The sequence below is a fragment of the Arhodomonas aquaeolei DSM 8974 genome (genome assembly GCF_000374645.1).
In the GTDB taxonomy this organism is placed as follows: Bacteria; Pseudomonadota; Gammaproteobacteria; order Nitrococcales; family Nitrococcaceae; genus Arhodomonas; species Arhodomonas aquaeolei.
Genome location: NZ_KB894814.1, coordinates 41,838 through 66,812, shown reverse-complemented (window position 1 = coordinate 66,812; position 24,975 = coordinate 41,838). Strand labels below are relative to the sequence as shown.

General features: G+C 65.5%; 12 protein-coding genes and 2 CRISPR repeat arrays. Of the genes, 8 read left to right on the top strand and 4 right to left on the bottom strand.

The genetic code is table 11. The features are described from left to right. Window positions 1-54: 54 nt before the first annotated feature. Together C516_RS21200 and C516_RS21570 are read left to right on the top strand one after the other, a co-directional pair. Window positions 55-501 (top strand): hypothetical protein, encoded by a 447-nt coding sequence (locus C516_RS21200; RefSeq protein ID WP_156831254.1) that lies wholly within the window; start codon window positions 55-57, stop codon window positions 499-501. Further along, window positions 501-9,599 (top strand): calcium-binding protein, encoded by a 9,099-nt coding sequence (locus tag C516_RS21570; protein WP_084594223.1) that lies wholly within the window; start codon window positions 501-503, stop codon window positions 9,597-9,599. Before C516_RS21200 ends, C516_RS21570 begins: the two co-directional genes overlap by 1 nt. A gap of 174 nt (window positions 9,600-9,773) precedes the next feature. Here C516_RS21570 and trmB read toward each other — a convergent pair whose 3' ends face one another. The 4 genes from trmB to C516_RS0114080 are packed head-to-tail and all read right to left on the bottom strand — an operon-like array spanning window position 9,774 to window position 12,495. After that, entirely contained in the window at window positions 9,774-10,469 is a 696-nt protein-coding gene (gene trmB, locus C516_RS0114095; RefSeq protein ID WP_018719055.1) for a tRNA (guanosine(46)-N7)-methyltransferase TrmB, read from the bottom strand. A gap of 54 nt (window positions 10,470-10,523) precedes the next feature. Beyond that, on the bottom strand, window positions 10,524-11,306 hold the full coding sequence (locus C516_RS0114090) for a thiazole synthase (protein WP_018719054.1): 783 nt from the start codon (window positions 11,304-11,306) through the stop codon (window positions 10,524-10,526). Window positions 11,307-11,349: 43 nt separating this feature from the next. Beyond that, complete coding sequence (thiS, locus tag C516_RS0114085) at window positions 11,350-11,571, bottom strand: sulfur carrier protein ThiS (RefSeq protein WP_018719053.1); 222 nt, start codon at window positions 11,569-11,571, stop codon at window positions 11,350-11,352. A gap of 51 nt (window positions 11,572-11,622) precedes the next feature. After that, on the bottom strand, window positions 11,623-12,495 hold the full coding sequence (locus C516_RS0114080) for an AEC family transporter (RefSeq protein ID WP_018719052.1): 873 nt from the start codon (window positions 12,493-12,495) through the stop codon (window positions 11,623-11,625). Between the two features lie 272 nt (window positions 12,496-12,767). Here C516_RS0114080 and cas1f point away from each other — a divergent pair, with 272 nt between their 5' ends. The 6 genes from cas1f (at window position 12,768) to cas6f (ending at window position 21,411) form a co-directional block, all read left to right on the top strand. Next, window positions 12,768-13,745, top strand: coding sequence for a type I-F CRISPR-associated endonuclease Cas1f (cas1f, locus tag C516_RS0114075; protein WP_018719051.1), 978 nt, complete (start codon window positions 12,768-12,770; stop codon window positions 13,743-13,745). After that, window positions 13,742-17,077, top strand: coding sequence for a type I-F CRISPR-associated helicase Cas3f (cas3f, locus tag C516_RS0114070; RefSeq protein WP_018719050.1), 3,336 nt, complete (start codon window positions 13,742-13,744; stop codon window positions 17,075-17,077). The genes cas1f and cas3f overlap by 4 nt, the downstream gene beginning before the upstream one ends. Before the next feature lie 437 nt (window positions 17,078-17,514). Then, entirely contained in the window at window positions 17,515-18,807 is a 1,293-nt protein-coding gene (gene csy1 / locus C516_RS0114065; protein ID WP_018719049.1) for a type I-F CRISPR-associated protein Csy1, read from the top strand. Beyond that, window positions 18,800-19,774, top strand: coding sequence for a type I-F CRISPR-associated protein Csy2 (csy2, locus tag C516_RS0114060; RefSeq protein ID WP_018719048.1), 975 nt, complete (start codon window positions 18,800-18,802; stop codon window positions 19,772-19,774). The genes csy1 and csy2 overlap by 8 nt, the downstream gene beginning before the upstream one ends. A gap of 25 nt (window positions 19,775-19,799) precedes the next feature. Further along, window positions 19,800-20,840 (top strand): type I-F CRISPR-associated protein Csy3, encoded by a 1,041-nt coding sequence (csy3, locus tag C516_RS0114055; RefSeq protein WP_018719047.1) that lies wholly within the window; start codon window positions 19,800-19,802, stop codon window positions 20,838-20,840. Window positions 20,841-20,844: 4 nt separating this feature from the next. Then, window positions 20,845-21,411: a type I-F CRISPR-associated endoribonuclease Cas6/Csy4 gene (gene cas6f / locus C516_RS0114050; RefSeq protein WP_018719046.1), complete on the top strand. Its 567-nt coding sequence runs from the start codon at window positions 20,845-20,847 to the stop codon at window positions 21,409-21,411. A 130-nt stretch (window positions 21,412-21,541) separates the two neighbouring features. After that, a CRISPR array of direct repeats spans window positions 21,542-23,194; the repeat unit is 28 nt; unit sequence GTTCGCTGCCGCGCAGGCAGCTCAGAAA. A 730-nt stretch (window positions 23,195-23,924) separates the two neighbouring features. After that, window positions 23,925-24,973: a CRISPR direct-repeat array (repeat unit 28 nt). Between the last annotated feature and the right edge of the window lie 2 nt (window positions 24,974-24,975).

Below are 24,975 nucleotides of genomic sequence, written 5' to 3'. Positions count from 1 at the left end.
TTTGACGGGTAAAAATATGCCGTAAGGTTGGGGTGTATGTCTGGAAAATGGAAGATGGTTCTCGTGCTTATGGGGGTCGTAGTTATTGGTTACTGGGTGTCCTTGCAGATTAGATCTGCCATTGTTTTGGCTGAAGGGGAAAGATTTGCGGTGGATGTTTTTCAGGAGATGTCGGATGATAGTTGGAGTGTTGACTCTATTAAACGTTATTCAGGGAGGTGGCTTGAGTATTCTTCCGATGTTTCTCCAGAAGAGGCTCGGGAGTTTTTTTCTTCCCATGGTTTTGTAGAGAAGGTTGGGCTGCTCGGAGATTGTGACGCCGTGGGCGTGGATCTTAAGGGTAAAAACGGAACCTATGTTTGGGTCTATTGCCCTGTTCGGGTCGATTTTCGGGATGAGTATGCTACTTTTGATGTTCTTGTTATTTGGGATGGTGGTCTAGATAGATGGTTTCTCTACTGGATTAGAAGTGCGGAGTTTCACGCGCGGAGGGTTGAGTAATGGACGTAAATATTCATGTTCCGAATAAAGCCGCTGGTCGAGAATTTTATAACCAGCTTAATGGAAAATGGAATCCCCAAAACGGCGAGATTGTGTACGATGCCGCTACGAATACTGTCAAGGCGATGATTTCCAATGATAGAGAGGCAGCCTTGAGGTTGTTAGCGCAAGTCGTAACGGCGCAGCCTTGGTACTTGGGCGGGGCGCTTGAACGCCCACTTGCTGAGGCACTGGTGGGTACAGCCGAGGTACTGAACGGTCGTGCGGAATACATTGATTCCGTCGTTAATGACGCGGTAAGCGGACGTCCTATGGACCGTGTTCAGGAGAAATTTGATCGGGCTGAATCCCATGCCTCCCCGATCATCTTGGATATGGACGGCGACGGCATCGAGACGCTCGGCCTGGAAGCCGGGGTGCAGTTCGACCACAACGGTGACGGCTTCGCTCAGGCGAGTGGCTGGGTGGGCCCCGATGACGCCCTGCTGGCTATGGACTTGAGCGGTAATGATGCAATAGAGGACGGCAGCGAGCTGTTCGGGAATGCCAGTGAGGTGGCCGACGGCGTTACCGCGATGAACGGCTTCGAGGCATTGGCCATCCACGACAGCAACGATAACGGTCATATCGACGCCGACGACGAGGCCTGGGGGGATCTGCGCCTGTGGCAGGACGTCGATGCCGATGGCGAGGTCGACGACGGCGAGATGCTCACGCTTGACGAGGTGGGTATCGGGTCAATCGACCTGGACTACACGAACTCTGCCGATGTGGATAACAACGACAACCAGCACCGCCAGATCGGTCGGTTTGAATGGGCCGACGGCCGTGAGGGTGCGGCGACGGATGTGTGGTTTATCCAGGACACGGCTGACACCAAGGTACTCGAACGGCTCGAGGTGCCGGGGGAAATTGCCTCAATGCCGGATCTCAAGGGTTATGGCGAGGTGTACGACCTGCACCAGGCGCTGGTGCGCGACGACAGCGGGCGGCTCCGCGAGCAGGTCGAGGCCTTCATAGCCGAGATGGGCGTCTCCGCACGCCGGTCTGGAATGCAGGCCCTGCTGTACGAATGGGCTGGTGTAACCGACGTCGATCCGGGTAGCCGCGGGAGGTTCATCGACGCCCGTAAGGTCGCCGCACTGGAAGCCTTTCTGGGGCAGGAATTCAGCCAGCACGGTAGCCCTAATCCGCGGAGTGGGGCATCGGCTCAGCTACGTGAGGGATTCGCACTTCTCGAGTCGGCGATGTATGACCAGTTGATGCGTCAGACGCACCTTGTTCCGTACCTCGGAGTGGTCGACGTGACTGTTGACGGCTCCGGCATCGGAACAGATTTCACCGGTACTATGGCGGTCTTACGGCAGCAGTTCGATGCCGATCAGGTCCATGCAGTGGGAGACCTGCTGGAACTGGACCGGGTTGCCGGAGAGCAATTGGCCCCTATGGGGTTCCATGTCGATGGACTGCTTCGCGACTGGCTTGCTGGTGCGGAAGTGTCCCCGGCTATGCAGGCCACCCTGGATGAATTCGGCTGGAAAGCCGTGCAGACCAATAGAAATGGGACGACGGCACCGGAGATCGTCATCGGCGAGAATGCCGGGGCGGTCCTGGATGGTAACGGGGGGGATGACTGGCTCTTGGGTGGTGACGGCGATGATCTTCTGGAAGGCGGTTCGGGTGACGACCTGCTCCGAGGCGGTCAAGGCGCGAATACTTATCGATTTCAGCCTGGGTGGGGGGAGGACTCGATTCGCGAATACGGTGCCGGTGTGGGGCAGAATGTCTTGGAGTTCGGTGCCGGCATTGAGCCAGGCGATCTGTTGGTCCGTGCCGACGGAGATTCGTTGGTTCTCGCTCACCGGAACGGGCGGGATTGGATTGTGCTGGTCAATGGCTTGCAGGAAGTGAAAGCGGCCGGAGGCGGGCTTGGGAGGATCCGTTTTTCTGACGGGAGGGAGTTCTCGCTTTCGACGGTCGACCTCGGGACCGATGCGGACGAGACAGTCACTGGTCAAGATCTGGGCAATCTATTGCTTGCTGCAGGTGGCGATGACGAGTTGGCCGGTGGTGACGGTAATGACGTTCTTTTCGGGGGTGATGGTAACGACGTTGTGGACGGTGGGGCCGGGAACGACTGGCTTGATGGTGGAAGTAGCGACGACCGGCTCGTTGGCGGTACCGGTGACGACGTATATGTCGTCGATGGGGGTGACGAGGTCCTTGAAACGGCGGACGGGGGGACTGACACCGTTCATTCGAGTGTGAATTGGACGCTTTCCGAGCACATCGAGAATCTCACTCTGTTGGGCGGTAAGCCCGTTTATGCGACGGGGAATGAGGCGGACAACGTGCTTCGGGGCAATGGCCGTGGCAATCGGCTGGACGGGGGTATCGGTGCCGACCGGATGGCCGGTGGATCGGGTGACGATACGTACGTCGTGGACGAAGCTGGCGACATTGTCATGGAGGCGGAGCGCGCCGGGGTCGATACGGTGGAATCCTCGATCGATCAAGCGCTATCTGCGAATGTCGAGTGCCTGCATCTGACAGGTCAAGATGACCTGAGCGGAACGGGAAATGAGCTGGACAATGAGATGGTCGGCAACTCGGGCGACAATATTCTTACCGCGGGGGGCGGAGACGATCGACTGGATGGTGCGGGCGGTGTCGACACCATGGTCGGTGGATCGGGCGATGATACCTATGTGGTCGATGACGTCGAGGATCAGGTCGTCGAACACGCGGACGAAGGACAGGACCTCGTGCAGACGAGTCTGGACTATACGTTGGGAGAGTATTTTGAGGATATGACGTTGACCGGAAGTACCGATGCAGTTGGTACGGGCAATGCATCGAATAACCGACTGATCGGGAGTGCCGGTGGCAATCTATTGTCTGGTCGGGAAGGCGACGATCATCTGCTCGGGCATGATGGCGACGACATCCTTGATGGTGGTGCCGGCGACGATCGGCTCGACGGCGGACGAGGCTGCGACATCTATCGCTTCGGTTACGGTTCTGGCCATGATCGGATCGACGAGAACGTCTATAGACCGTCGGTGACGGACGCTAACACCTTGGCGTTTGGGACGAATGTGGCCCCTAACGATGTAGTCCTCCGACGTTCGGGCGATGATCTGGTGGTGGCGCTGGGCGACGGCAAGGACCGACTGACGGTGGATGACTACTTCTGGGGCGATGCCAATAGCGGTGGACGGCGGATCGAGGAGTTGCGTTTCTACGACGGGACGGTCTGGGGCGTCGATCACGTCAAGCAACAGGTACAGGTGGGCACTACAGGAGCTGACACCTTATATGGCTACGACGCCGCCGACGAGATCGATGGCGGCGCCGGTGATGACACAACTTATGGCCGAGCCGGCGCGGATGTGCTTTCCGGGGGCGCCGGTGATGATCGCCTGGAAGGCGGCGACGGCGACGACGTTCTAGATGGTGGTGCCGGTGACGACCGGCTCGATGGCGGACGAGGCAGCGACATCTACCGCTTTGGTTTCGGCTCAGGTCACGATCTGATTGAAGAGCACGTCTACGGCTCGACGGTAATGGACGTGAACGCATTGGCATTTGAGGACGACGTGACTCCTGGCGAGGTGACCTTGCGTCGGTCGGACAGTGATCTTCTGGTGATCCTAGGCGATGGCACGGATCAGCTGACCGTCGACAGCTACTTCTGGCATGACGCTAACAGTGGTGGACAGCGCATCGAGGAGCTGCGCTTTGCCGACGGAAGTGTCTGGGATGTCGATCACGTCAAGCAACAGGTGCTAGTCGGCACTGAGGCGGGCGAGACCTTGACTGGCTATGACGTGGCGGACGTTATCGATGGCCTTGGCGGTGAGGACGATATCTCTGGTCATGATGGGGCGGACGTTCTTTCCGGCGGCGCGGGAAATGATCGACTCGACGGTGACAATGGAGCGGACCAGCTTTTGGGTGGCAGTGGTCAAGACCGGCTGTATGGCGAAGACGGTAACGATGTGCTGGTCGGCGGAACCGAGGGTGATCTGCTTGACGGCGGTCTGGGTAGCGATGTGTACCGGTTCGGTTTCGGGGACGGTCAGGACCGCATTGTCAGTCATAATTACAATCCGGACCCTGCGAAGGTCGATGCCATTGAATTCCAATCTGGCGTTCTTTTTTCCGACGTCATGCTCCGCCGATCAGGCCAAGATCTGGTTGTTGTGCTCGGAGATGGCACGGACACCCTGACGGTCGAAGATTACTTCTGGAATGATGCCAATAGCGGTGAACGGCGAGTCGAAGAGCTGCGATTTTCCGATGGCACTGTTTGGGATGTCAATGACGTGAAGCAGCAGGTACTAGTCGGCACTGATGCTTCGGAGGTGCTGATCGGTTATGACGTGGCCGATACGATCGATGGTTTGGCGGGCAACGACACTATCCATGGCCATGCTGGCAACGATGCCTTGAGTGGTGGTGACGGGGCCGACGTGCTTTCGAGTAACGAAGGCGATGACATGGTCTTTGGTGAGGCAGGTAACGATCGGCTGCATGGTGGCGCTGGCAACGATGCATTGTATGGCGCTGTCGGAGATGACGATCTTTACGGCGGTGCTGGCGATGACCGCCTTACCGGCGGTCAGGGGGATGACACGCTGGAAGGCGGCGCTGGAAGCGATACCTACGTTTTTCATGGCGGCCATGGTGCGGATGAGATAAACGCCTTCGATACCACGGCCGGTCGTCAGGAAGAGGTCGAGTTCTCCGCCGCGATCGCGCCCGACGATATCCATGCCCGCCGTCGAGGCGACGATCTGTTGCTACTCAACGTCAATGGAACGGACCAGGTCACTATTCGTGGGCATTTCCGCGACGAGACCCGCAACGACTCCACCATTCAGGCAGTCCGGTTCAGCGACGGGACCGTCTGGAACCTGAGCGATTTGAACGAGCTCGTATTGCAGGGATCGGCGGGCGACGACGTTCTCGAGGGCCATCTTGCAGACGATGCGATAACGGGCGGTGCCGGAAGCGACACGCTATATGGGCGTGACGGTGCAGATTCGCTTTACGGGGACGCCGGTGCCGATACGCTGTACGGCGAAGTCGGCGGAGACACGTTGATTGGTGGTGCCGGTGGCGATCGCCTTGAAGGCGGCCAGGGCGATGACGTCTACGAAATGGCGGCGGCCGACGGGGCCGACCGGATTTTCGATACACAGGGTAACGATCGGCTGCGACTGACCGACACCTCGTCCGCCGATGTTGTGTTGCGTCGGGACGGTGGGGATCTGGTGGTCCGCCTGGGTACCGGTGTGGTCCTTGCGCGTGTGCTCGGTCAGTTTTCCGATGAGGCCGGGGTTCAGGGGGACACGCCTCTGGAGTCGATTGAGTTCGCCGATGGCGCAATCTGGGACTACGACACCATCAAGCTGCAGGCCATCGCGGGGACGACCGGGGGTGACGTCATCCAGGGGCACGCCGACGCGGACGTTATTCAGGCGCTCGCGGGGGACGATACGGTGACCGCCGCCGCCGGAGACGACGAGGTCTACGGAGGTTCCGGGGCCGATACGCTGATCGGCGGCCAGGGGGGCGATCACCTTGTGGGAGGCGTCGATGGCGATTCGCTTTTTGGCGACTACGGCGAGGATGTCCTGGAAGGCGGTGCTGGTGATGACACGCTGGAGGGAGGTACGGGAGATGACACTCTGCGTGGCGGTGCCGGTGTCGACACGCTTGACGGCGGGACAGGTGTGGACCTGCTGGAAGGCGGTGCTGGCGGCGATACGTTACGGGGTAACGGCTCGCTCTACGGTGGTGACGGTGGCGACACCCTGAACGGAACAGGGCTGCTTTCTGGTGGAGATGGTGACGACACGCTCACCGGTCTGGGAAGGGACGAGTTGCTCGGTGGTGCCGGTGATGACGAGCTTACGGCGAACGGGGATCCCTGGATATCCGGCATGGGCTCGTTCCTCGAGGGCGGAACGGGAGACGACACGCTCTATGGTTCCTTCGCTGACGACACGTACCGGTTCGGGCTCGGCGATGGTCAGGACCGGTTGATCGAACGCCGGGCGGGGGAGTCCTACAGCAACGTCGATCCCTCGCGGGACACCCTCTCATTCGGGGCCGGCATCGCCGTGACCGATCTGGCCTTTGAGCGACACGGTGATGATCTCGTCATTCAGCACGCCAACGGGGCGGACCGCATCACCATCGAGCGCTGGTTCGAGGAGCCCACGGAACACTTCAAGGTCAACCGCTTCGTGTTCGAGGATGCCACCGAGCTGACCGATTCCGACGTCGAGGCTGCGGTGGTGACATATGGCACGGCTTCCGCCGATACGTTGTCCGGCTATCGCGCGCTGGACGAGCGGCTATATGCCGGCGCCGGCGACGATCAGGTTTGGGGGCGAGCTGGTGATGACGTGCTCCATGGCGAGGCCGGTGATGATTATCTGGACGGTGAAGCGGGTAACGATCAACTGATCGGCGGTATCGGCGAGGACAATCTGCAGGGACGTGACGGCAGTGACATGCTGGACGGTGGAGCCGACGCGGATAGTCTTAGCGGTGGCCTCGGCGAAGATGGTCTCTTCGGCCGTGCCGGTGCGGACAACCTGTTCGGTGATGAAGGTGCCGATTACCTCGAGGGAGGATCGGGAGACGACTACCTGTCCGGTGGTGATGCGGACGACGTCCTTCTTGGCGGAGACGGTAACGATCAGTTGCGGGGCGATACCGGCGATGATCACCTGACCGGCGGCCTGGGGGACGATAAGTACGTCCACGGGAGCGGGCAGGGGGCCGACACCATCGACAATCGCGACGGTGGTTACGACGGGGTGTTTTTCTCCGACGTCGGCGCTGATCGGCTGAATTTCATCCGTGACGGCGATGATCTCCTGATTACCGTGGATGCCGATTCGACCCAGTCCGTACGCGTGCTCGACCATTTCCTGGGGGGCGATGCCGCAATCGATTACGTCCAGCCCAATGGTGGGGCAATGCTGGATACCCGGCACATTGCCGACATCGTTGCGGCCAACGGCGTGACGGGCGAGTTCGCCACCGCTGTTGTCGGCACGGGCGGGGACGATGAGCTGTCGGCTTATGCAACGGACGACCTGCTCCAGGGCCTGGAAGGCGACGATACGCTATGGGCCTTTGCGGGGGCCGACCGGCTCGAAGGCGGCAGCGGTGACGACACGCTGTATGGCGGGGACGGCACCGGTCAGGGATCGGGGGCGGATCAGCTCTTCGGTGGAGCCGGGCACGATATCCTGTACGGCGAGGACGGTGACGACGTGCTGTCCGGTGGCGCCGGCAGTGATGACTATTACTACTCGGCCAATGGTGGCGTGGACGTCATCGACAACACCGGCGGAGGAACGGATACCGTCTTCTTCCTCGGCGGTATCGACCGTTCACGGATCTCCTTCCATCAGGACGGCGAAGACCTGGTAATGCTCCTCGACGGTGACGTGGCCCAGCAGGTTCGGGTAACGAACCACTTTCTGGGTGGGGATGCCGCGATCAGCTACGTCCAGCCGACTGATGGCGGCGGCGCGATAGCGGCCAACGAGATCACCGGTTTGCTGACCGCCATGCCTGACGACCCGGCCGACGGCTCCGGCGACGACGGGGATGGGGGGACGACGAACCCGCCACCGGATGATGGTGGTGAAACGCCGCCGCCCGCCCAGGCCGGCGGTTCGGACAACCTCGTCGGTACCACCGGCGACGATGTCCTTCTCGGAGGTGCCGACGCCGATACCCTGGATGGGCAGGGTGGTAACGATCTTCTCCGGGGTGGGACGGGAGATGACACCTATCGTTTTGGTGGCGGGCAGGCCGTTCTGCAGGAAGACGGCGGTAACGATACCTTGCTCTTCACGGACGGTATTGCCTTCAGCAGTGTTTCGTCAGGCTTGATGAAGTCCGGCGACGACTTGGTGTTGAGTGTCGATGGTGGCCCCGATCAGGTGACACTCTCCGGTTTCTTCCGGGGCGGTAGTGAACTCGTCGAGACCATCAGTTTCGAGAGTGGCGGGTCGTTGACCTCGGCGCAGATTTTCGGCGCGTTCGGGTTGCCCGTCCCGGACGGGTCATCGCCTTACGCCGGTACGCTTGTGGGAAGTAACGGTGATGATGCCCTGGTTCAGGGGGGCAGCGATGCCGAACGTCTTTTCGGTCTCAATGGTGACGACTCGCTTGAAGGTGGTGCCGGAGACGACTTGCTGATCGGTGGGCGCGGTGACGATACGTATGTCTTCCGGACCGGTGACGGACAGGATTGCATCGATAACACCGGCGGCGGTACGGACCAGTTGCAGTTTGCGGATGCGGGTTTCAACGACGTCGCGAGTGGCCTGACGAAGTCCGGCGACGATCTCGTGCTGAAGGTCGGATCCGGTGGTGATCAGGTCACGGTGGGCGGGTTCTTTCGGGGTGGAGACCTCGCCATCGATGCCCTGACCTTCTCCGATGGCGCCCAGCTGAGCAAGTCGCAGATTTTTGGTGCGTTCGGTCTTGCCGATCCGGATCCGGACGGTTCACCGGATTACACTGGGCTTCCGGATGAGCGGGCCTATGGCACTGTTCAGGCTGCACGCAGCGCAAGTGAGACCATCCTTGGCTCGTCGGATGCCGACCTGATCGATGGTGGTGCCGGCGCAGACATTCTGAATGGTGCGCAGGGCGATGACTGGCTGATCGGCGGCCGCGGGGACGACGAATTCATCCAGAACCGGGGAGGAGGGAACGACTCGATCACCGCGTATGACCCCAAGGCCGGCAAGACCGACGTCCTGAGCTTCGGTGACGATGTGGCCCACGATCAGCTCTGGTTCCAGCGGGAGGGAGACGATCTCTCGGTGGGGATCATTGGCACGGATGACGGAGCGACCATCAGCGGCTGGTACCTCGGTGATGCCCATCACGTCGAACAGATACAGGCGGCGGATGGATACACCTTGCTGGATTCCCAGGTCGATAGCCTGGTGTCCGCGATGGCATCGTTCGAGCCGCCGTCCTCCGGTGAGATCGTGCTGTCGCCCGATTATCAGGAGGAGCTGCAGCCGACCATCAGCGCGAGCTGGCAGTAAAGCCGATCCCTGGAATCACCGGAGCCTGTCCTGCAGACCCTCGGGTCTGCAGGACAGCATGGGTAACCGTCATTTGGATGAGGGGGCTTTGGTCCGTCGGCAGATGCGTGCAGCCAGTCGCCTCGGGGCTCCGTGTTCGTCCTGGTCGTGACGATTCCCCATCCGCGGGATCAACTACCCCGTCCTGTAGACGATGAGGTCCCAGACCCCGTGTCCCTTGCGGCGGCCGCGGCGTTCGAACTTGGTGACCGGGCGTTCGCCGGGGTCGGGGGCGTAGCCGCCGTGGGGGTTGTCGAAGTCGGGGCTGGCGCTCACGACCTCCAGCATGTGCTCGGCGTAGTTCTCCCAGTCGGTGGCGAGGTGGAGGAAGCCGCCCGGGCGGAGGCGTGAGGCCACCAGCGCCAGCCATTCGGGCTGGACCATGCGGCGCTTGTGGTGGCGCTTCTTGGGCCAGGGATCGGGGAAGAACAGGTTTACGCCGGCGAGGCCCGCCGGGGCGATGTGCTGGCGGAGGATGGCGACGGCGTCGGCGTCCATGACCCGGACGTTGTCGATGCCGTCCTCCTCCAGGCGGCGCAGCAGCCGGCCGACGCCGGTGCGGTAGACCTCGATGCCGAGGTAGCTGCGCTCCGGGTGGGCCTGCGCCATCTCCGCCAGGGCGTCGCCGTCGCCGAAGCCGATGTCGAGCACCACCGGCGCCTCCCGGCCGAAGGCCGTGGTGAGGTCGATCACCCCCGCGCCCGGCTTGATGCCGTAACGCGGATAGAGCCGCTCCAGCGCCCGCTGCTGGCCGGCGGTGAGGCGGCCCTCGCGGCGCACGAAGGAGCGGACGGGGCGGCGGGTGTTCCGGGTGGTGGTCTCGTCGTTCACGGGGTCATCCGGTTGTTCTGTCTCACGCACCGTGGCGGCACGGCGGGCAACGTCCTAGAAGAACGTCCCTTCGAGCGGCGAGGAGGCGCTGGCGAAGCGCTTGCGCGGGATGCGCCCGGCGAGGTAGGCCTCGCGGCCGGACTCCACGGCGAGGCGCATCGCCCGGGCCATGCGCACCGGCTCCTTCGCGCCGGCGATGGCGGTGTTGAGCAGCACGCCGTCACAGCCGAGCTCCATGGCGATGGCGGCGTCCGAGGCGGTGCCCACACCGGCGTCCACGAGCACCGGCACGCCGGCGTTCTCGATGATGGTGAGCAGGTTGTAGGGGTTCTGCACCCCGAGCCCGGAACCGATGGGGGCGGCGAGCGGCATGATCGCCACGCAGCCGATCTCCTCCAGCCGTTCGGCGATGATCGGGTCGTCCGAGGTGTAGACCATGACGTCGAAGCCGTCGGCGACCAGCTCCCGCGCCGCCTCGATGGTGGCGGTGACGTCCGGGTACAGGGTGCGCTCGTCGCCCAGCACCTCGAGCTTCACCAGGTTGTGCCCGTCGAGCAGCTCCCGGGCCAGCCGGCAGGTGCGCACCGCGTCCTGCGCCGTGTAGCAGCCCGCCGTGTTGGGCAGGATGGTGTAGCGCGACGGCGGGACGACGTCCAGCAGGTTGGGCTCGTCCGGCGACTGGCCGATGTTGCTGCGGCGGATCGCCACGGTGACGATCTCGGCGCCGCTCGCCTCGATCGCCTCGCCGGTCTCGGTGAGGTCGCGGTACTTGCCGGTGCCGACCAGCAGCCGGGAGCGGAACTCGCGCCCGGCGACGGTGAAGGTGTCTCCTGCCATGGTGTATCCCGGTGATTGCTCGGATGCGCGGGCCGCGCGGCGGTCAGCCCCCGCCGATGGCGTGAACGATCTCCACTCGGTCGCCGGCGGCGAGTTCGTGGGCCTGGAAGTCGCTGCGCGGCACCAGCGCCTCGTTCACCTCGACGGCGATACGCCGGTTCGTGAGCCCGAGGTCGGCCACGAGCCCGCCGACGGACTGCCCGGGACTGACCTGCCGGGGCTCGCCGTTGACGACGATCTCGATGGGTGCGCGTTGCTCCTGCATAGCGCTGCCATTGTACACCCGCCGGCCGTGGCGGTGGCTACCCGGGGCGGGTCAGTGCACGTAGGCGAGCAGGGCCGGCAGCAGGGCGAAGACGAGCAGCGTGGAGAGCACGATCATGCCGGCGATATCCTCCACCGGGCCGTCGTAGCGCTCGGCAAAGAGGTAGTTGAACACCGCCACCGGCATGGTGCACTGGATGATCAGCGTGCCCGCGGCCACCGGACCGAGCTCGAAGAGCGTCGCCACCGCCACGCCCGCGCCGAAGCCGATTGCCACCCGCGCCACCGCGAGCGCCGAGCTGCGTGGCAGGCGGTGCAGCCGCACGCCGCTGAGCGAGGCGCCGAGGGAGAGCAGCATCAACGGGATGGTGATGTCCCCGACCAGCGAGATGCTGCGCATCAGCGGCTCCGGCGGGGTGATGCCGAGGGCGTGCAGCGCGAGTGCCGCGACGAAGGCGTGGAGCAGGGGCATCCGGTAGAGCGAGCGCGCGGACATGCCCGCCCCGGCGAGCGACGCACCGATGGTGAAGTGGCCGACCTTCACCAGCGTGGAGAAGGCCACCCCGAAGGCGAGGCCGGTGGGCCCGAGGGCCAGGAAGACCACCGCCAGCCCCAGGTTGCCGGTGTTCGGGAACATCAGCGACGGCAGGTAGCCGCCCAGCGGCAGGCGCATCGCCCGGAGTACCCCGGCCCCGGCCACGGCGAACAGCGCGAGCGCCGTGGTCCCCGCCGCGAGCATGCGCAGGATCTCGCCCATGGCGAGCTCCGCCTGGAGCACGGAGCTGAACACCAGTGCCGGGGCGCCGACGTTCATCACCAGCGCGCCCACGAACCGCCGGTCGAAACCGGACACCCGCGATATCAGCAGCCCGAGCGCGGGGATGAGGAACACGGGTGCGACGGTGGGGAGGACGCTGGCGTACATGGCGCAGTCTGGGCGGTGATCCTGGCGGAACCGGGCACGGTGTGGACACCGGAATGAACGTCCGGGATTCTAACGGGCCGGGATCAGGACGTCACAGACCCGCGGGCCCTTGCCCCGGCTTGCGGATATGGACTGCCATGTTCATCGCGGAGTAAGGTCCGGTTCACGGGGTCCGGAGAGGGGGCCGGACCTGCGGGGCGGCAAACTGCCGGGCCTTTGCCCGGCTCGGTGCGCTGCCACTGCCGTATTGCCACCCCCGGCAAGGCCCAGTCATGGACGACTTCTCCGCCGGCGACCTCAAGACGATCCTGCACTCCAGGCGGGCGAACATCTACTACCTCCAGCACTGCCGCGTCCTGGTCAATGGCGGGCGGGTCGAGTTCGTCACCGACGAGGGCCGGCGCTCGCTGTACTGGAACATCCCCATCGCGAACACGACGACGGTCCTGCTGGGCACGGGAACCTCGATCACCCAGGCGGCGATGCGCGAGCTCGCCCGGGCCGGCGTGCTGGTCGGGTTCTGCGGCGGCGGTGGAACGCCGCTGTTCAGCGCCAACGAGATGGACGTCGAGGTCGCCTGGTTCAGCCCGCAGAGCGAGTACCGGCCGACCGAGTATCTGCAGGCCTGGGTGGCGTTCTGGTTCGACGCGTCACAGCGCCTCGAGGCCGCACGGCGCTTCCAGTGGGCGCGGCTGCAGCGGATACGCGGGAACTGGCTGGATAACCGGGCGCTCACGGACGTGGGCTTCGAGGTGGCACGGGAGCCGCTGACGCATCTCGTCGAGCGCACGGAGGCGGCGGTGGCCGCGGCGCCGGACACGGTGGAGCTGCTGACGCTGGAGGCGCGGCTCACCAAGCAGCTGTTCGCCATGGCCGCCGGTGCGGTGGACTACGGCGAGTTCGCCCGGGCGAAGCGCGGCAGCGGCACGGACCCGGCGAACCGGTTCCTGGATCACGGCAACTACCTGGCTTACGGGCTCGGTGCGACCGCCACCTGGGTGCTGGGGCTGCCGCACGGCCTGTCGGTCCTCCACGGCAAGACCCGGCGCGGCGGGCTCGTCTTCGACGTGGCCGATCTCGTCAAGGACGCGGTCATCCTCCCGCAGGCGTTCATCTCCGCCATGCGCGGCGACGAGGAGCAGGAGTTCCGCCAGGCCTGTATCGAGCAGCTCACCCGCACGGAATCGCTCGATTTCATGATCGATACGCTGAAATCCGTGGCCGTGACGCTCGGGACGCCCGCCCGATGAACGTGCTGCTCGTCTCCCAGTGCAGCAAGAACGCCCTCAAGGAGACGCGGCGGATTCTCGACCAGTTCGCGGAACGCCGTGGCGAGCGCACCTGGCAGACGCCCATCACCCAGGCCGGTCTGGACACCCTGCGCCGCCTGCTTCGCCGCAGTGCGCGCAGGAACACCGCCGTGGCCTGCCACTGGATACGCGGGCGCGATCACAGCGAGCTGCTGTGGATCGTCGGCGATGCCGGGCGGTTCAACGCGCGCGGCGCCGTGCCCACGCAGACCACGCGCCGGGACATCCTGCGGCGGGCGGACGAGAACGACTGGCACACCGGCGAGGACATCCTCCTGCTGTCGAGCCTGGCGGCCCTGCTGCACGACCTGGGCAAGGCGTGCGCCGCGTTCCAGAGACGCCTGCTCGACCCCGCCGGCGCCACCCGCAACGTCTACCGGCACGAATGGATCAGCCTGCGGCTGTTCGAGGCGTTCGTCGCCGGTGACGACGACGCCACGTGGCTCGCCCGGCTGGCCGAGCTGGATGCGGATGACGGGCCCTGGCTGGAACGGCTGGTGCGGGACGGCCTGGACGACGGCCCTGCCTCGCCGTTTTCCTCGCTGCCGCCGCTGGCGGCCGCCGTGGGCTGGCTCATCGTCACCCATCACCGCCTGCCGGTGATGCCGCGATCCGCCGACGACAGCGGTTTCCAGGCCGCACAGCTGCGGGATCTGCCAGCGCTCATTACCGCGGACTGGAACGACGATGTCGTGAACGGGCGCGATCCCCGCGAGCTCCCCGGCTACTGGCGGTTCGATCACCCGTTGCCGGTGACCACCCGCAGGTGGCGCAACCGTGCCGCGCACCTGGCCGGCCGCATGCGGCGCCGTCTCGATCACTACCAGCAGCCCTGGCTGGATAACCCCTACGTCATGCATCTCGCCCGGCTGAGCCTGATGCTGGCGGACCACCACTACTCCAGTCTGGAGGACCCCGGCCAGCGCACACGCGGTGAGCCCGGGTATCCCCTCTACGCCAATACCGTGCGTCGCACCGGGGCGCTCAACCAGCCCCTCGACGAGCACCTCCTCGGCGTGGAGGCCGGGGCGCGCCGGGTCAGCGGCACGCTGCCCGGTGTCGAACGTTACCTGCCACGGCTGGCCCGCCACCGCGGGTTCCGCCGCCGCAGCGCCGATCCGCGCTTTCGCTGGCAGGATCGGGCCTACGACCTCGCGGCCTCCCTGCGTGAACGCTCGCAGGCGCAGGGGTTCTTCGGCGTCAACATGGCGTCGACGGGCTGTGGCAAGACCCTGGCCAACGGCCGGATCCTCTATGCCCTCGCGGACCCGGACGGCGGTGCGCGGTTCTCGATCGCCCTTGGCCTGCGCACGCTCACGCTCCAGACGGGGCGGGCGTATCGGACGCTGATGAATCTCGGCGACGACGAGCTCGCCGTGCGTACCGGCGGGGCGGCGGGCCGCGCGCTGTTCGAGCACTTCGAGGCGGAGGCGGATGCCAGTGGCTCGGCTTCCAGCCAGCGCCTCATGGAAGAGGATGCCCACGTCTATTTCGAGGGCGACTTCGGCAACCATCCCCTGCTGCGCCAGCTCGCCCATGATCCGGGTATGCGTGCGCTGATTGCCGCCCCGATCCTCGCCTGCACCGTGGATCACCTCGTGCCCGCCACCGACGGGCTCCGCGGTGGGCGCCAGATCGCCCCCATGCTGCGCCTGCTCAGCGGCGACCTCGTGCTCGACGAGGTGGACGACTTCGACCTGGACGACCTCCCCGCGCTGACGCGCCTGGTCAACTGGGCCGGCATGCTCGGCACGCGGGTGCTGCTCTCCTCGGCGACCCTGGCGCCGTCGCTGGTGGAGGGGCTGTACCAGGCCTATCGGGCGGGGCGTGCCGTGTATCAGCGCAACCGTGGTGAGCCGGGGCGGGCGGTGAACATCGCCTGCGCCTGGTTCGACGAGAGCGACCGCCGGCACGCGGACTGCCCGGATGCCGCGTCCTTCACTGCTGCCCACGAGGCGTTCGCCGGCCGGCGCCGGGCGCGTCTGGCCGAGGCGGCGGTGAGGCGCCGGGCGGCCCTGGTGCCCGTCCCGGCATCCCGCGAGAGCGGGGCACCGACCATCGCCGAACAGATGGCGGCACAGATGCGCCGGCAGGCACTCGAGCTCCACCAGCGGCATCACAGCGTCGACCCTCGCAGCGGCAGGCGGGTGAGCTTCGGGCTGATCCGCATGGCGAACATCGAGCCCCTGGTGCAGGTCGCTCGGGCGCTGCTGGCGGCCGGCGCGCCGGAGGGCCACCGCATCCACCTGTGCGTGTATCACGCGCAGTTCCCGCTGGTCATGCGCTCGACCATCGAGCGTCATCTGGACGGTGCCCTCGATCGCCGTGACGAGATGGCCGTGTTCGAGCGCCCGGAGGTGCGGGCCTGCATCGACGGCGCCGACGAGCCGGATCAGCTGTTCGTCGTCCTGGGCTCGCCGGTGACGGAGGTCGGCCGGGACCACGACTACGACTGGGCGGTGGTCGAGCCCTCGTCGATGCGCTCGCTCATCCAGCTCGCCGGCCGGGTGCGGCGGCACCGGGTCGCCCCCTGTGAAACCGCGAACATCGCCCTGCTGGCCGGCAACTACAAGGCCATGGAAACCCCCGGCAACGTCGCCTTTACGCACCCCGGCTTCGAGGGCGCGGCGCGATGGCGGCTCAGCAGTCACGACCTGCACGAGCTGCTCGCGCCCGACGAGTACGAGGTGGTGGACTCACGGCCGCGCATCACCGAGCGCGGCGAGCTGCGCCCCCGCGACAGCCTGGTGGACCTGGAGCACGCCCGCCTGCGTGCCGCCCTGCTGCCCGGCGAGTCTGGGCCGGGCCGCGCCATGACGGCGCGGGAGCGGCGCGCCATGAAGGCGCCACCCACACCGCCGCTCAACGCCGCGAGCTGGTACGGCCTCCCGCGCGCGGACCTCAGCGGCGTGCTCCAGCGCAAACAGCCGTTCCGGCGGCAGACCCGGGAGGAGGTCGAGCTGGTGCTGATGCCCGACGACGCGGGCGAGCACTGGCACCTCAGGGAGCTGTGGCACGAGCCCGGCAGGCGGGGCGCCCCCCTCTATCTGGAGGCGGATGGCCGGCTGGAACGCACGACCCTGGAGGGCGTGCCGGGCGAGCGCATCACGCCCTGGATCGGCGCCGGCTACCTCGACGCCCTCGCGGCCCTGGCGGAGGACCTGGATCAGCCGCTGGAGGCGTGTGCGCGTCAGTTCGGCGTGGTGACCGTGCCGCAGAATGATCAGGGCTGGTGTTACGCCGATGCCCTTGGATTTACGCGTCGGCGATAGTGGGTGCAGGGGCCGGTGGTGGTGCCCGGCCCCTGCTCTGCCTGCTCGGCAGCGAGCTGTATAGCGAAGAGGTTAGTTGCTGAGCTGCCTTTACGGCAGGAAAACAAAATAGCATGTCGATAGGGTGTAGTGTTCATATATAGGGAAAATGTTAGGGATTGAAACTACGAGTTCGGCCAGCTAAGGTAGTACCCGATGGTGCGGCAACACCATCGGGTATGGATATCACGTGGCTATGCGTGAGTACCGGAATTCTCCCCGGACAGCGGAGAGTAAGGAGGTATATGGGGTGACTGGCATCCACTCGATCTCAATACCGTAACGCCGCATGTGTGACATGCGGCCAATTCACCCCGGCTCACTACCCTGAGCCGGGGTCTAGTTTGCCATTTTGGCATTTCTAGTTCTAGGCGCCAGTAGCCAAGGAGAGTGATCTAATGCCTACAGGGAGCACGGCGGCGCTGCGTAAGACCATCGAAGAGTTCCTGAGCGAGCGTCAGCAAACGAAACTGGACAGGTTGGCGTCGGATGATCCGAAGCGGGCAAGAATCATTGACGCCCATCAGAGAGAAAACTGGCTCGCGGACGCCACGCGGCGCGTCGCCCAGCTGCAGGTGGTCACCCACGCGCTCAAGGCCACGCACCCGGACGCCCGGGGCACGAGCCTGTTCGCCCCGCCGGAGACGTTGCCGGCGCACCCGGCCGTGGGCACTCACGTCCTCGGCGACGGCGCGCCGCGGGACGTCGTGGGCAATGCCGCGGCGCTCGACGTCTACAAGTTCCTCCAGACCGAGCACGACGGCCGCTCCATGCTGGATCGTGCCCTGGCCGGCGAGGCGGCCTTCGCGGCGGCCCTGAGCGACGATCCGACGCAGGGGCAGGCGTGGATGGAGGCGTTCGCCGGCATCACCCGGGCGGGGGACGACCAGGCCAGCCATACCCGCGCCAAGCAGGTCTACTGGCTCGTCGGCGACGACCCCACCGACGATCGGGGGTTTCACCTGCTGGCGCCGCTGTACGCGACGAGCCTTGCGCACGCGGCGTTCCGGGCGATCAACGAGGACCGCTTCAGCGAGGTGGCGAAGGCGGCGCGGACGGCCCGGCGCGAGCGGCGTTACAGCGCCGTCGAGTCCCGCGAGTATCCGAAACTGGCCGTGCAGAAATTCGGCGGAACCAAGCCCCAGAACATCTCCCAGCTCAACAGCGAGCGGCGTGGTGGCAACTACCTCCTCGCCTCGCTGCCGCCGGACTGGCGTTCCGCGGACGTACGGGCACCGCTCCACACCGACTCGGTATTCCCGCTCTTCGGCCGCCGGCGGCCCGTGCGCTCGGCGGTGAACGCGCTGTTGCGCTTCCTGCGCTCGGAGCCGAAACCGAACGTCGCGACCCGCCGCCACCGGGACGAGCTGCTGGCCGAGCTCACCGATGCGCTCCTGGTCTTCGCCGCCGAGCTGTCGGCACTGCCGCCGGGCTGGAGCGCCCACGCCGACTGTCGCCTCGTCGAGGCGGAGTGCCTTTGGCTGGACCCGGACCGGGCGGCGGAGGACGCCGAGTTCGCCATGCGCCGGGCGCAGGTGGACTGGCCGCGGGAGGTCCGAGAGCGCTTCGCCGCCTGGCTCAACGCTCAGCTCCAGGGCCCACTGCCGGTGGCCGACCCCGAACGGCGCTTCTGGGCGGACCGGCTGCAGGCGGAAATGGACGAGCTGGAGGAGACGCTGCCCCATGTATGAGAGTCATTCGCTCCTCGTGCTGCCCCACGTGCGCGTGCAGAACGCGAACGCCATCTCCAGCCCGATGACCTGGGGATTCCCGGCAATGACCGCGTTCGTGGGTCTGATGCATCTGCTCGAACGCCGCCTCACCGCGCGGGACGTCCCCCTCCTGTTCGAGGGCGTCGGCGTGGTCTGCCATCACTGCGAGCCCCAGGCGAGCCATCGTGGCTATACCCACGCCTTTCATCTGACGCGTAACCCGGTGGGCAGGGACGGCGACACCGCCGCCATCGTCGAGGAGGGACGCGTGCACCTGGAAGTCAGCCTGGTCTTCGCGGTGCGCGGCGATGCCTGCGCCGCGCCCGCGGAGGAGCGTGCCGCCATCGCCCGGGAGGTCGGTGAGCTGCTGCTCACCCTGCGGGTGGCCGGCGGCACGGTGTTGCCGGGCTCGTTCCGGGGGCGCCGCTGGAACGGCCCCGAGCTGATCCCCCTGGACGAACAGGAGGACGAGCGCCGCCAGCAGAGCAAGCGCCTGCTGCGGCGGTGGCTGCCCGGCTTCGCCCTCGTCTGCCGGGACGACCTGCTCCACGAACGGCACGCCGAGATGCGTGCGGACGACCCGGACACCACGCTGCTGGATGCCTGGCTCGACCTCTCGCGGCTGAACATGACCTGCCGCGGCGGGGAAGACGACGGCGAGGAGACGATTCGCTGGGAGGCGCGCCGCCGGCCGGGATGGTTGGTGCCGATCCCCGTGGGATACGGCGCGCTCGGGCCTTTGCAGGCGGGCGGCGACGTCCGGCGGGCCCGGGACACGGCCACCCCGCTACGCTTCGTCGAGAGCCTGTACTCCATCGGCCAGTGGGTGAGTCCCCATCGGCTGGACAGCCCGGAGCGGCTGCTCTGGTACGTCGACAACCGGCTCGACGAGGGGCGCTACCGACTGCGCAACGACTACATCGACAACGCCGCCGAATTCGTCTGATCTGCACCAGGAAGGAGCCTGAATCATGGCCAAGACCGCCGAGCTCAAGACCGCCTCCGTCCTCGCCTTCGAGCGCAAGCTCGATCCCTCGGACGCCCTGATGTTCGCCGGCCACTGGAGCGAGCGCGACAGCGCCGCGGAGTGGCCCGGCATCGCCATTCGCGCGAAGTCCGTGCGCGGCACCATCTCCAACCGGCTCAAGGCGAAAGACCAGGACCCCGCGAAGATCGATGCCGCGATCCACAATCCCAACCTCCAGACCGTGGACGTCGCGGCCCTGCCCACGGATGCCGATACCCTGCTGACGCACTTCACGCTCAAGGTCCTGGGCGGTGCCGGCGAGCCCTCCGCCTGCAACAGCGCGGCCTATCACGAAAAGCTCCGGGCCGCGGTGGACGCCTACGAAACCGAGCAGGGCTTCGACGAGCTGGCCCGGCGCTACGCCCACAACCTCGCCAACGGGCGTTTCCTCTGGCGCAACCGCGTGGGTGCCGAGGCCGTCGAGGTCCGGGTGAGTCACCGCGAGCACGGCGAGCTCGCGGCGAGCTGGACGTTCGATGCCCTCGATCTCTCGCTGCGCGATTTCGAGCCCGCCGCCGGTGCCCGGGACGATCTTGCCGGCCTCGCCGCCCTCATCCGCCAGGGGCTCGCCGGCGAGCGTCTCGTGCTCCTGGAGGTGAGCGCCTTCGCCCGGATGGGCGCCGGTCAGGAGGTCTTCCCCTCCCAGGAGCTCATCCTGGAGCGGGGGCGGAACGACAAGAGCAAGACGCTCTACAGCGTCAACGGCGTCGCCGGTATCCACTCCCAGAAGCTGGGCAACGCGATCCGCACCATCGATACCTGGTATCCGGAGGCGGAGAGCGCCGGGATCGGGCCCATCGCCGTCGAACCCTACGGCTCCGTGACCACGCGGGGGACCGCGTACCGCCAGCCGCGGCAGAAGGTCGACTTCTATTCGCTGCTGGACGACTGGCTGCTCAGGGATCGCAAGCCGGCGGTCACCGATCAGCACTTCGTCATGGCCACCCTCATCCGCGGCGGCGTGTTCGGCGACAAGGCGGAGTAAGGCGATGCTGGATCACTACCTGGATATCCGCGTCCTGCCGGACCCGGAGTTTCAGCAGTCCATGCTGCTCGGCGCACTGGTGAGCAAGCTGCACCGGGGGCTGGTGGGCATCGATGCCGACGATATCGGCATCAGCTTCCCCGCCCATCAGACCGATCCCCGTACCCTGGGCGATGTGCTGCGGCTCCACGGAACGGCGGACCGGCTCCATGAGCTGACCGGGCTCCGCTGGCTCACCGGCATGCGCGACCACGTCGATCGCGGCGGGATCCGGGCCGTACCCGACGGGGCCGCCCACCGGGTCGTGCGGCGCCGCCAGTACAAGACCAGCGCCGAGCGGCTGCGGCGCCGGCGCATGCGCCGGCATGACGAGACCTACGAGCAGGCCTGCGCCCAGGTCCCGGACAGCGTCGAGCGGCAGGTGACGACCCCCTTCGTCACCGTCCGCAGCAGCAGTACCGGCCGGGCGTTCAGCCTGTTCATCGAACACGGCGACTGCGGCCCGGACCCCGTGCCCGGTGCCTTCAGCACCTACGGGCTCAGCCGCACGGCCACCGTGCCGTGGTTCTGACCCTTTTTCCGGCGGCCGATAACACGGCTCCATAAATCAGTCACTTAGAAAAGTGCCTGAAAAAAGGGTCAACGGCCGCCGGATCCTCGTTGTTCTTTAATAAACAGATGGTTACCGCGCACAGGCCCTAGTTCGCTGCCGCGTAGGCAGCTCAGAAAGATACGCCTTACGGGCGCCAACGTCAGAGAGCGTTCGCTGCCGCGTAGGCAGCTCAGAAAACCGGCCACGACCGAGGCGCCGGCGCCGCCGGGTTCGCTGCCGCGCAGGCAGCTCAGAAAGGGAGCCCTCAGCCGAGTAGCCAGCGTGCGGTGTTCGCTGCCGCGCAGGCAGCTCAGAAATGTGGGTGGGAACGCAGCGACCAACGGAGATTGTTCGCTGCCGCGCAGGCAGCTCAGAAATCGCATCCTACGGTCGCGAGTGTCTGCATCATGTTCGCTGCCGCGCAGGCAGCTCAGAAATGCTTGCGAGCGTCCGCGCCACGCCGTGTGTGTGTTCGCTGCCGCGCAGGCAGCTCAGAAATTGATCTCCGCAACGAGCTCGCGCTGATCGACGTTCGCTGCCGCGCAGGCAGCTCAGAAAAGATACATCGCCCGGGGCTTTACCGGCGGGGCGTTCGCTGCCGCGCAGGCAGCTCAGAAAAGCGGATGCGGCGCAGTGTCAGTAACGCCCTGGTTCGCTGCCGCGCAGGCAGCTCAGAAATGCCGGCGCTGCGTATCGAGGTCGAGGGGGCCGTTCGCTGCCGCGCAGGCAGCTCAGAAAAGCGTGAGCGCGCGCGTCCGGCGGCGCGGTCAAGTTCGCTGCCGCGCAGGCAGCTCAGAAACCCACACAACGTTCTTGGGCACGAAACAGTCCGTTCGCTGCCGCGCAGGCAGCTCAGAAAACGCCCGCCATACGGCGCGTGCGCAAGCACCGGTTCGCTGCCGCGCAGGCAGCTCAGAAATCCCACACAACGTTCTTGGGCACGAAACAGTCGTTCGCTGCCGCGCAGGCAGCTCAGAAACGGCCGATATCCGCCTCGTGCACTTCGATGTATGTTCGCTGCCGCGCAGGCAGCTCAGAAAAGCGCCCCTCGCAGAAGGACCACGGCTCGCGCGTTCGCTGCCGCGCAGGCAGCTCAGAAAGACCCGAGGACGGTAGCGGCGGCGCCGGCGAGGTTCGCTGCCGCGCAGGCAGCTCAGAAATGCCCGCCACTCGTAGAGCCGGCCGAGCGCGTGTTCGCTGCCGCGCAGGCAGCTCAGAAAGGCGGCGACAAGCCGGTGAAGGGGCGGGTGGCGTTCGCTGCCGCGCAGGCAGCTCAGAAATGCGGCTCGTGGACGCGCATGTGCTCGGATAGGTTCGCTGCCGCGCAGGCAGCTCAGAAAAAATCCCACGGATAATTCAGCACTTCCCGCACGTTCGCTGCCGCGCAGGCAGCTCAGAAAGCCGGGATGATCGTCACCCCGAGGCTGATGCAGTTCGCTGCCGCGCAGGCAGCTCAGAAATCGGGGCGGTAGTCGTCCCAGCGGTGGCCGTCGTTCGCTGCCGCGCAGGCAGCTCAGAAAGACAGCAGGCACAGACGGGGGGTGACGATGGACGTTCGCTGCCGCGTAGGCAGCTCAGAAAAGCGGCTCCGGCAAGTCCTCGCGTATACGCGAGTTCGCTGCCGCGTAGGCAGCTCAGAAAAGGTCGAACCGCCGCCGGGGGTGCAGCAGGCGGTTCGCTGCCGCGTAGGCAGCTCAGAAAAGCCGTTGCCGCCGGTGTGCGCTCCATCGGCATGTTCGCTGCCGCGTAGGCAGCTCAGAAACCAGGTTCGTCGCACTTTGTCGGGAAAAGATCGCGATTGATGTGCGGCAAGCAGGCACTGTCGCGATCCCAATGGTCGTCAGTTTGGTCATAGCTTGTGATCGCACTGGCGTAAGGTGCGCCGGGTGAGAACCCCAGGCGGCACCTGATGCCCGTGCGGGACGTTGCACGCCTGCGGCGCACAACCTACGCCGGGTCGTTCCTGTAGGTCGGTTGCTCTTGGCAACCGACAGGTGGGGTGCCGGCGGTCTCCCGGTCGGCGGGCGGGGTCCGGGGCGCGACGTTGCGTGGGCGGTGTTCCGGCGGGAGGACGTCTACGACCTGTCGGCCGTGCACGATCCTGGATGTTGTCCGGGAGGTTTTTGCCAGTTTGCTTGCGGGTTACCGGGAAAACCTGACGACCTGCCGGCCGTTGTTTGCACTGACCTCGTCTGTCAGGCAGTGCCGTGCCTCATTGCCGGCGCTGTGTCGCTCCGCCAAGTGAGCGACATCATCGCGGCTGTCGGTTGCCAAGAGCAACCGACCTACCCGAGCGGCACCCCGTGCCGGGCGTCTTCGGCACCTATAGGCTCAGCCGCACGGTCACCGTGCCGTGGTTTTGACCCTTTTTCCGGCGGCCAGTGGAGCCATCCCGTCAATCAGTGACTTAGCGAAGGGCCTGCAAAAAGGGGCAACGGCTGCCGAATCCCCGTTGTTCTTTAACAAACAGGGGATTACCGCTGATAGACTCTAGTTGGCTGCCGCGTAGGCAGCTTAGAAAAGGTCGAACCTGCGGTGAGTGACGACCGGGTCGTTGGCTGCCGCGTAGGCAGCTTAGAAAATATTCTGCAGCAGATACAGAGCAGGGATCTGGTTGGCTGCCGCGTAGGCAGCTTAGAAATGCAGGGTGATGGTCGCCATGCCGCCGTCCTGGTTGGCTGCCGCGTAGGCAGCTTAGAAAAGCGACAAACCGACGAGCAATTACTCGCATCTGTTGGCTGCCGCGTAGGCAGCTTAGAAAACGCTCGACAGCGCCTCGCGGTAGCGCACCGTGTTGGCTGCCGCGTAGGCAGCTTAGAAAAATGAGCGTGGCCACGGCCACCTGGATCTCCGGTTGGCTGCCGCGTAGGCAGCTTAGAAACAGCCGGTGCCCATTGCCGCGCACTTCGCTACGTTGGCTGCCGCGTAGGCAGCTTAGAAATCTTTGATTCCTGAGCCCGCGATATCCTCCCAGTTGGCTGCCGCGTAGGCAGCTTAGAAAGTCGGCGTGCTCCCTCCGGTCACCGAGCGCTAGTTGGCTGCCGCGTAGGCAGCTTAGAAATGCGCCCGGCGAGCACATACGTCCAGGTCACGGTTGGCTGCCGCGTAGGCAGCTTAGAAAACGAGCAGCAGGACTTCTCCGCCAGCCGATCCGTTGGCTGCCGCGTAGGCAGCTTAGAAAACGTCGCCAATCAGCGTCGGTGTGATTCCACCGTTGGCTGCCGCGTAGGCAGCTTAGAAAATCATCGACTTTGGCACGCATGAGGAACCGATGTTGGCTGCCGCGTAGGCAGCTTAGAAAATCGCCGCGCTGCGCAAGGTGGACCTCAAGGCGTTGGCTGCCGCGTAGGCAGCTTAGAAACCGCTGATCGCGCCGGAGGTGGCGACGGTGGCGTTGGCTGCCGCGTAGGCAGCTTAGAAATTGAGCTTGTCCCCGAATGTCCGCGCGAAGGCGTTGGCTGCCGCGTAGGCAGCTTAGAAACGCTGGTCCCCGCTCGGCATGCTCGTGCGCACGTTGGCTGCCGCGTAGGCAGCTTAGAAATC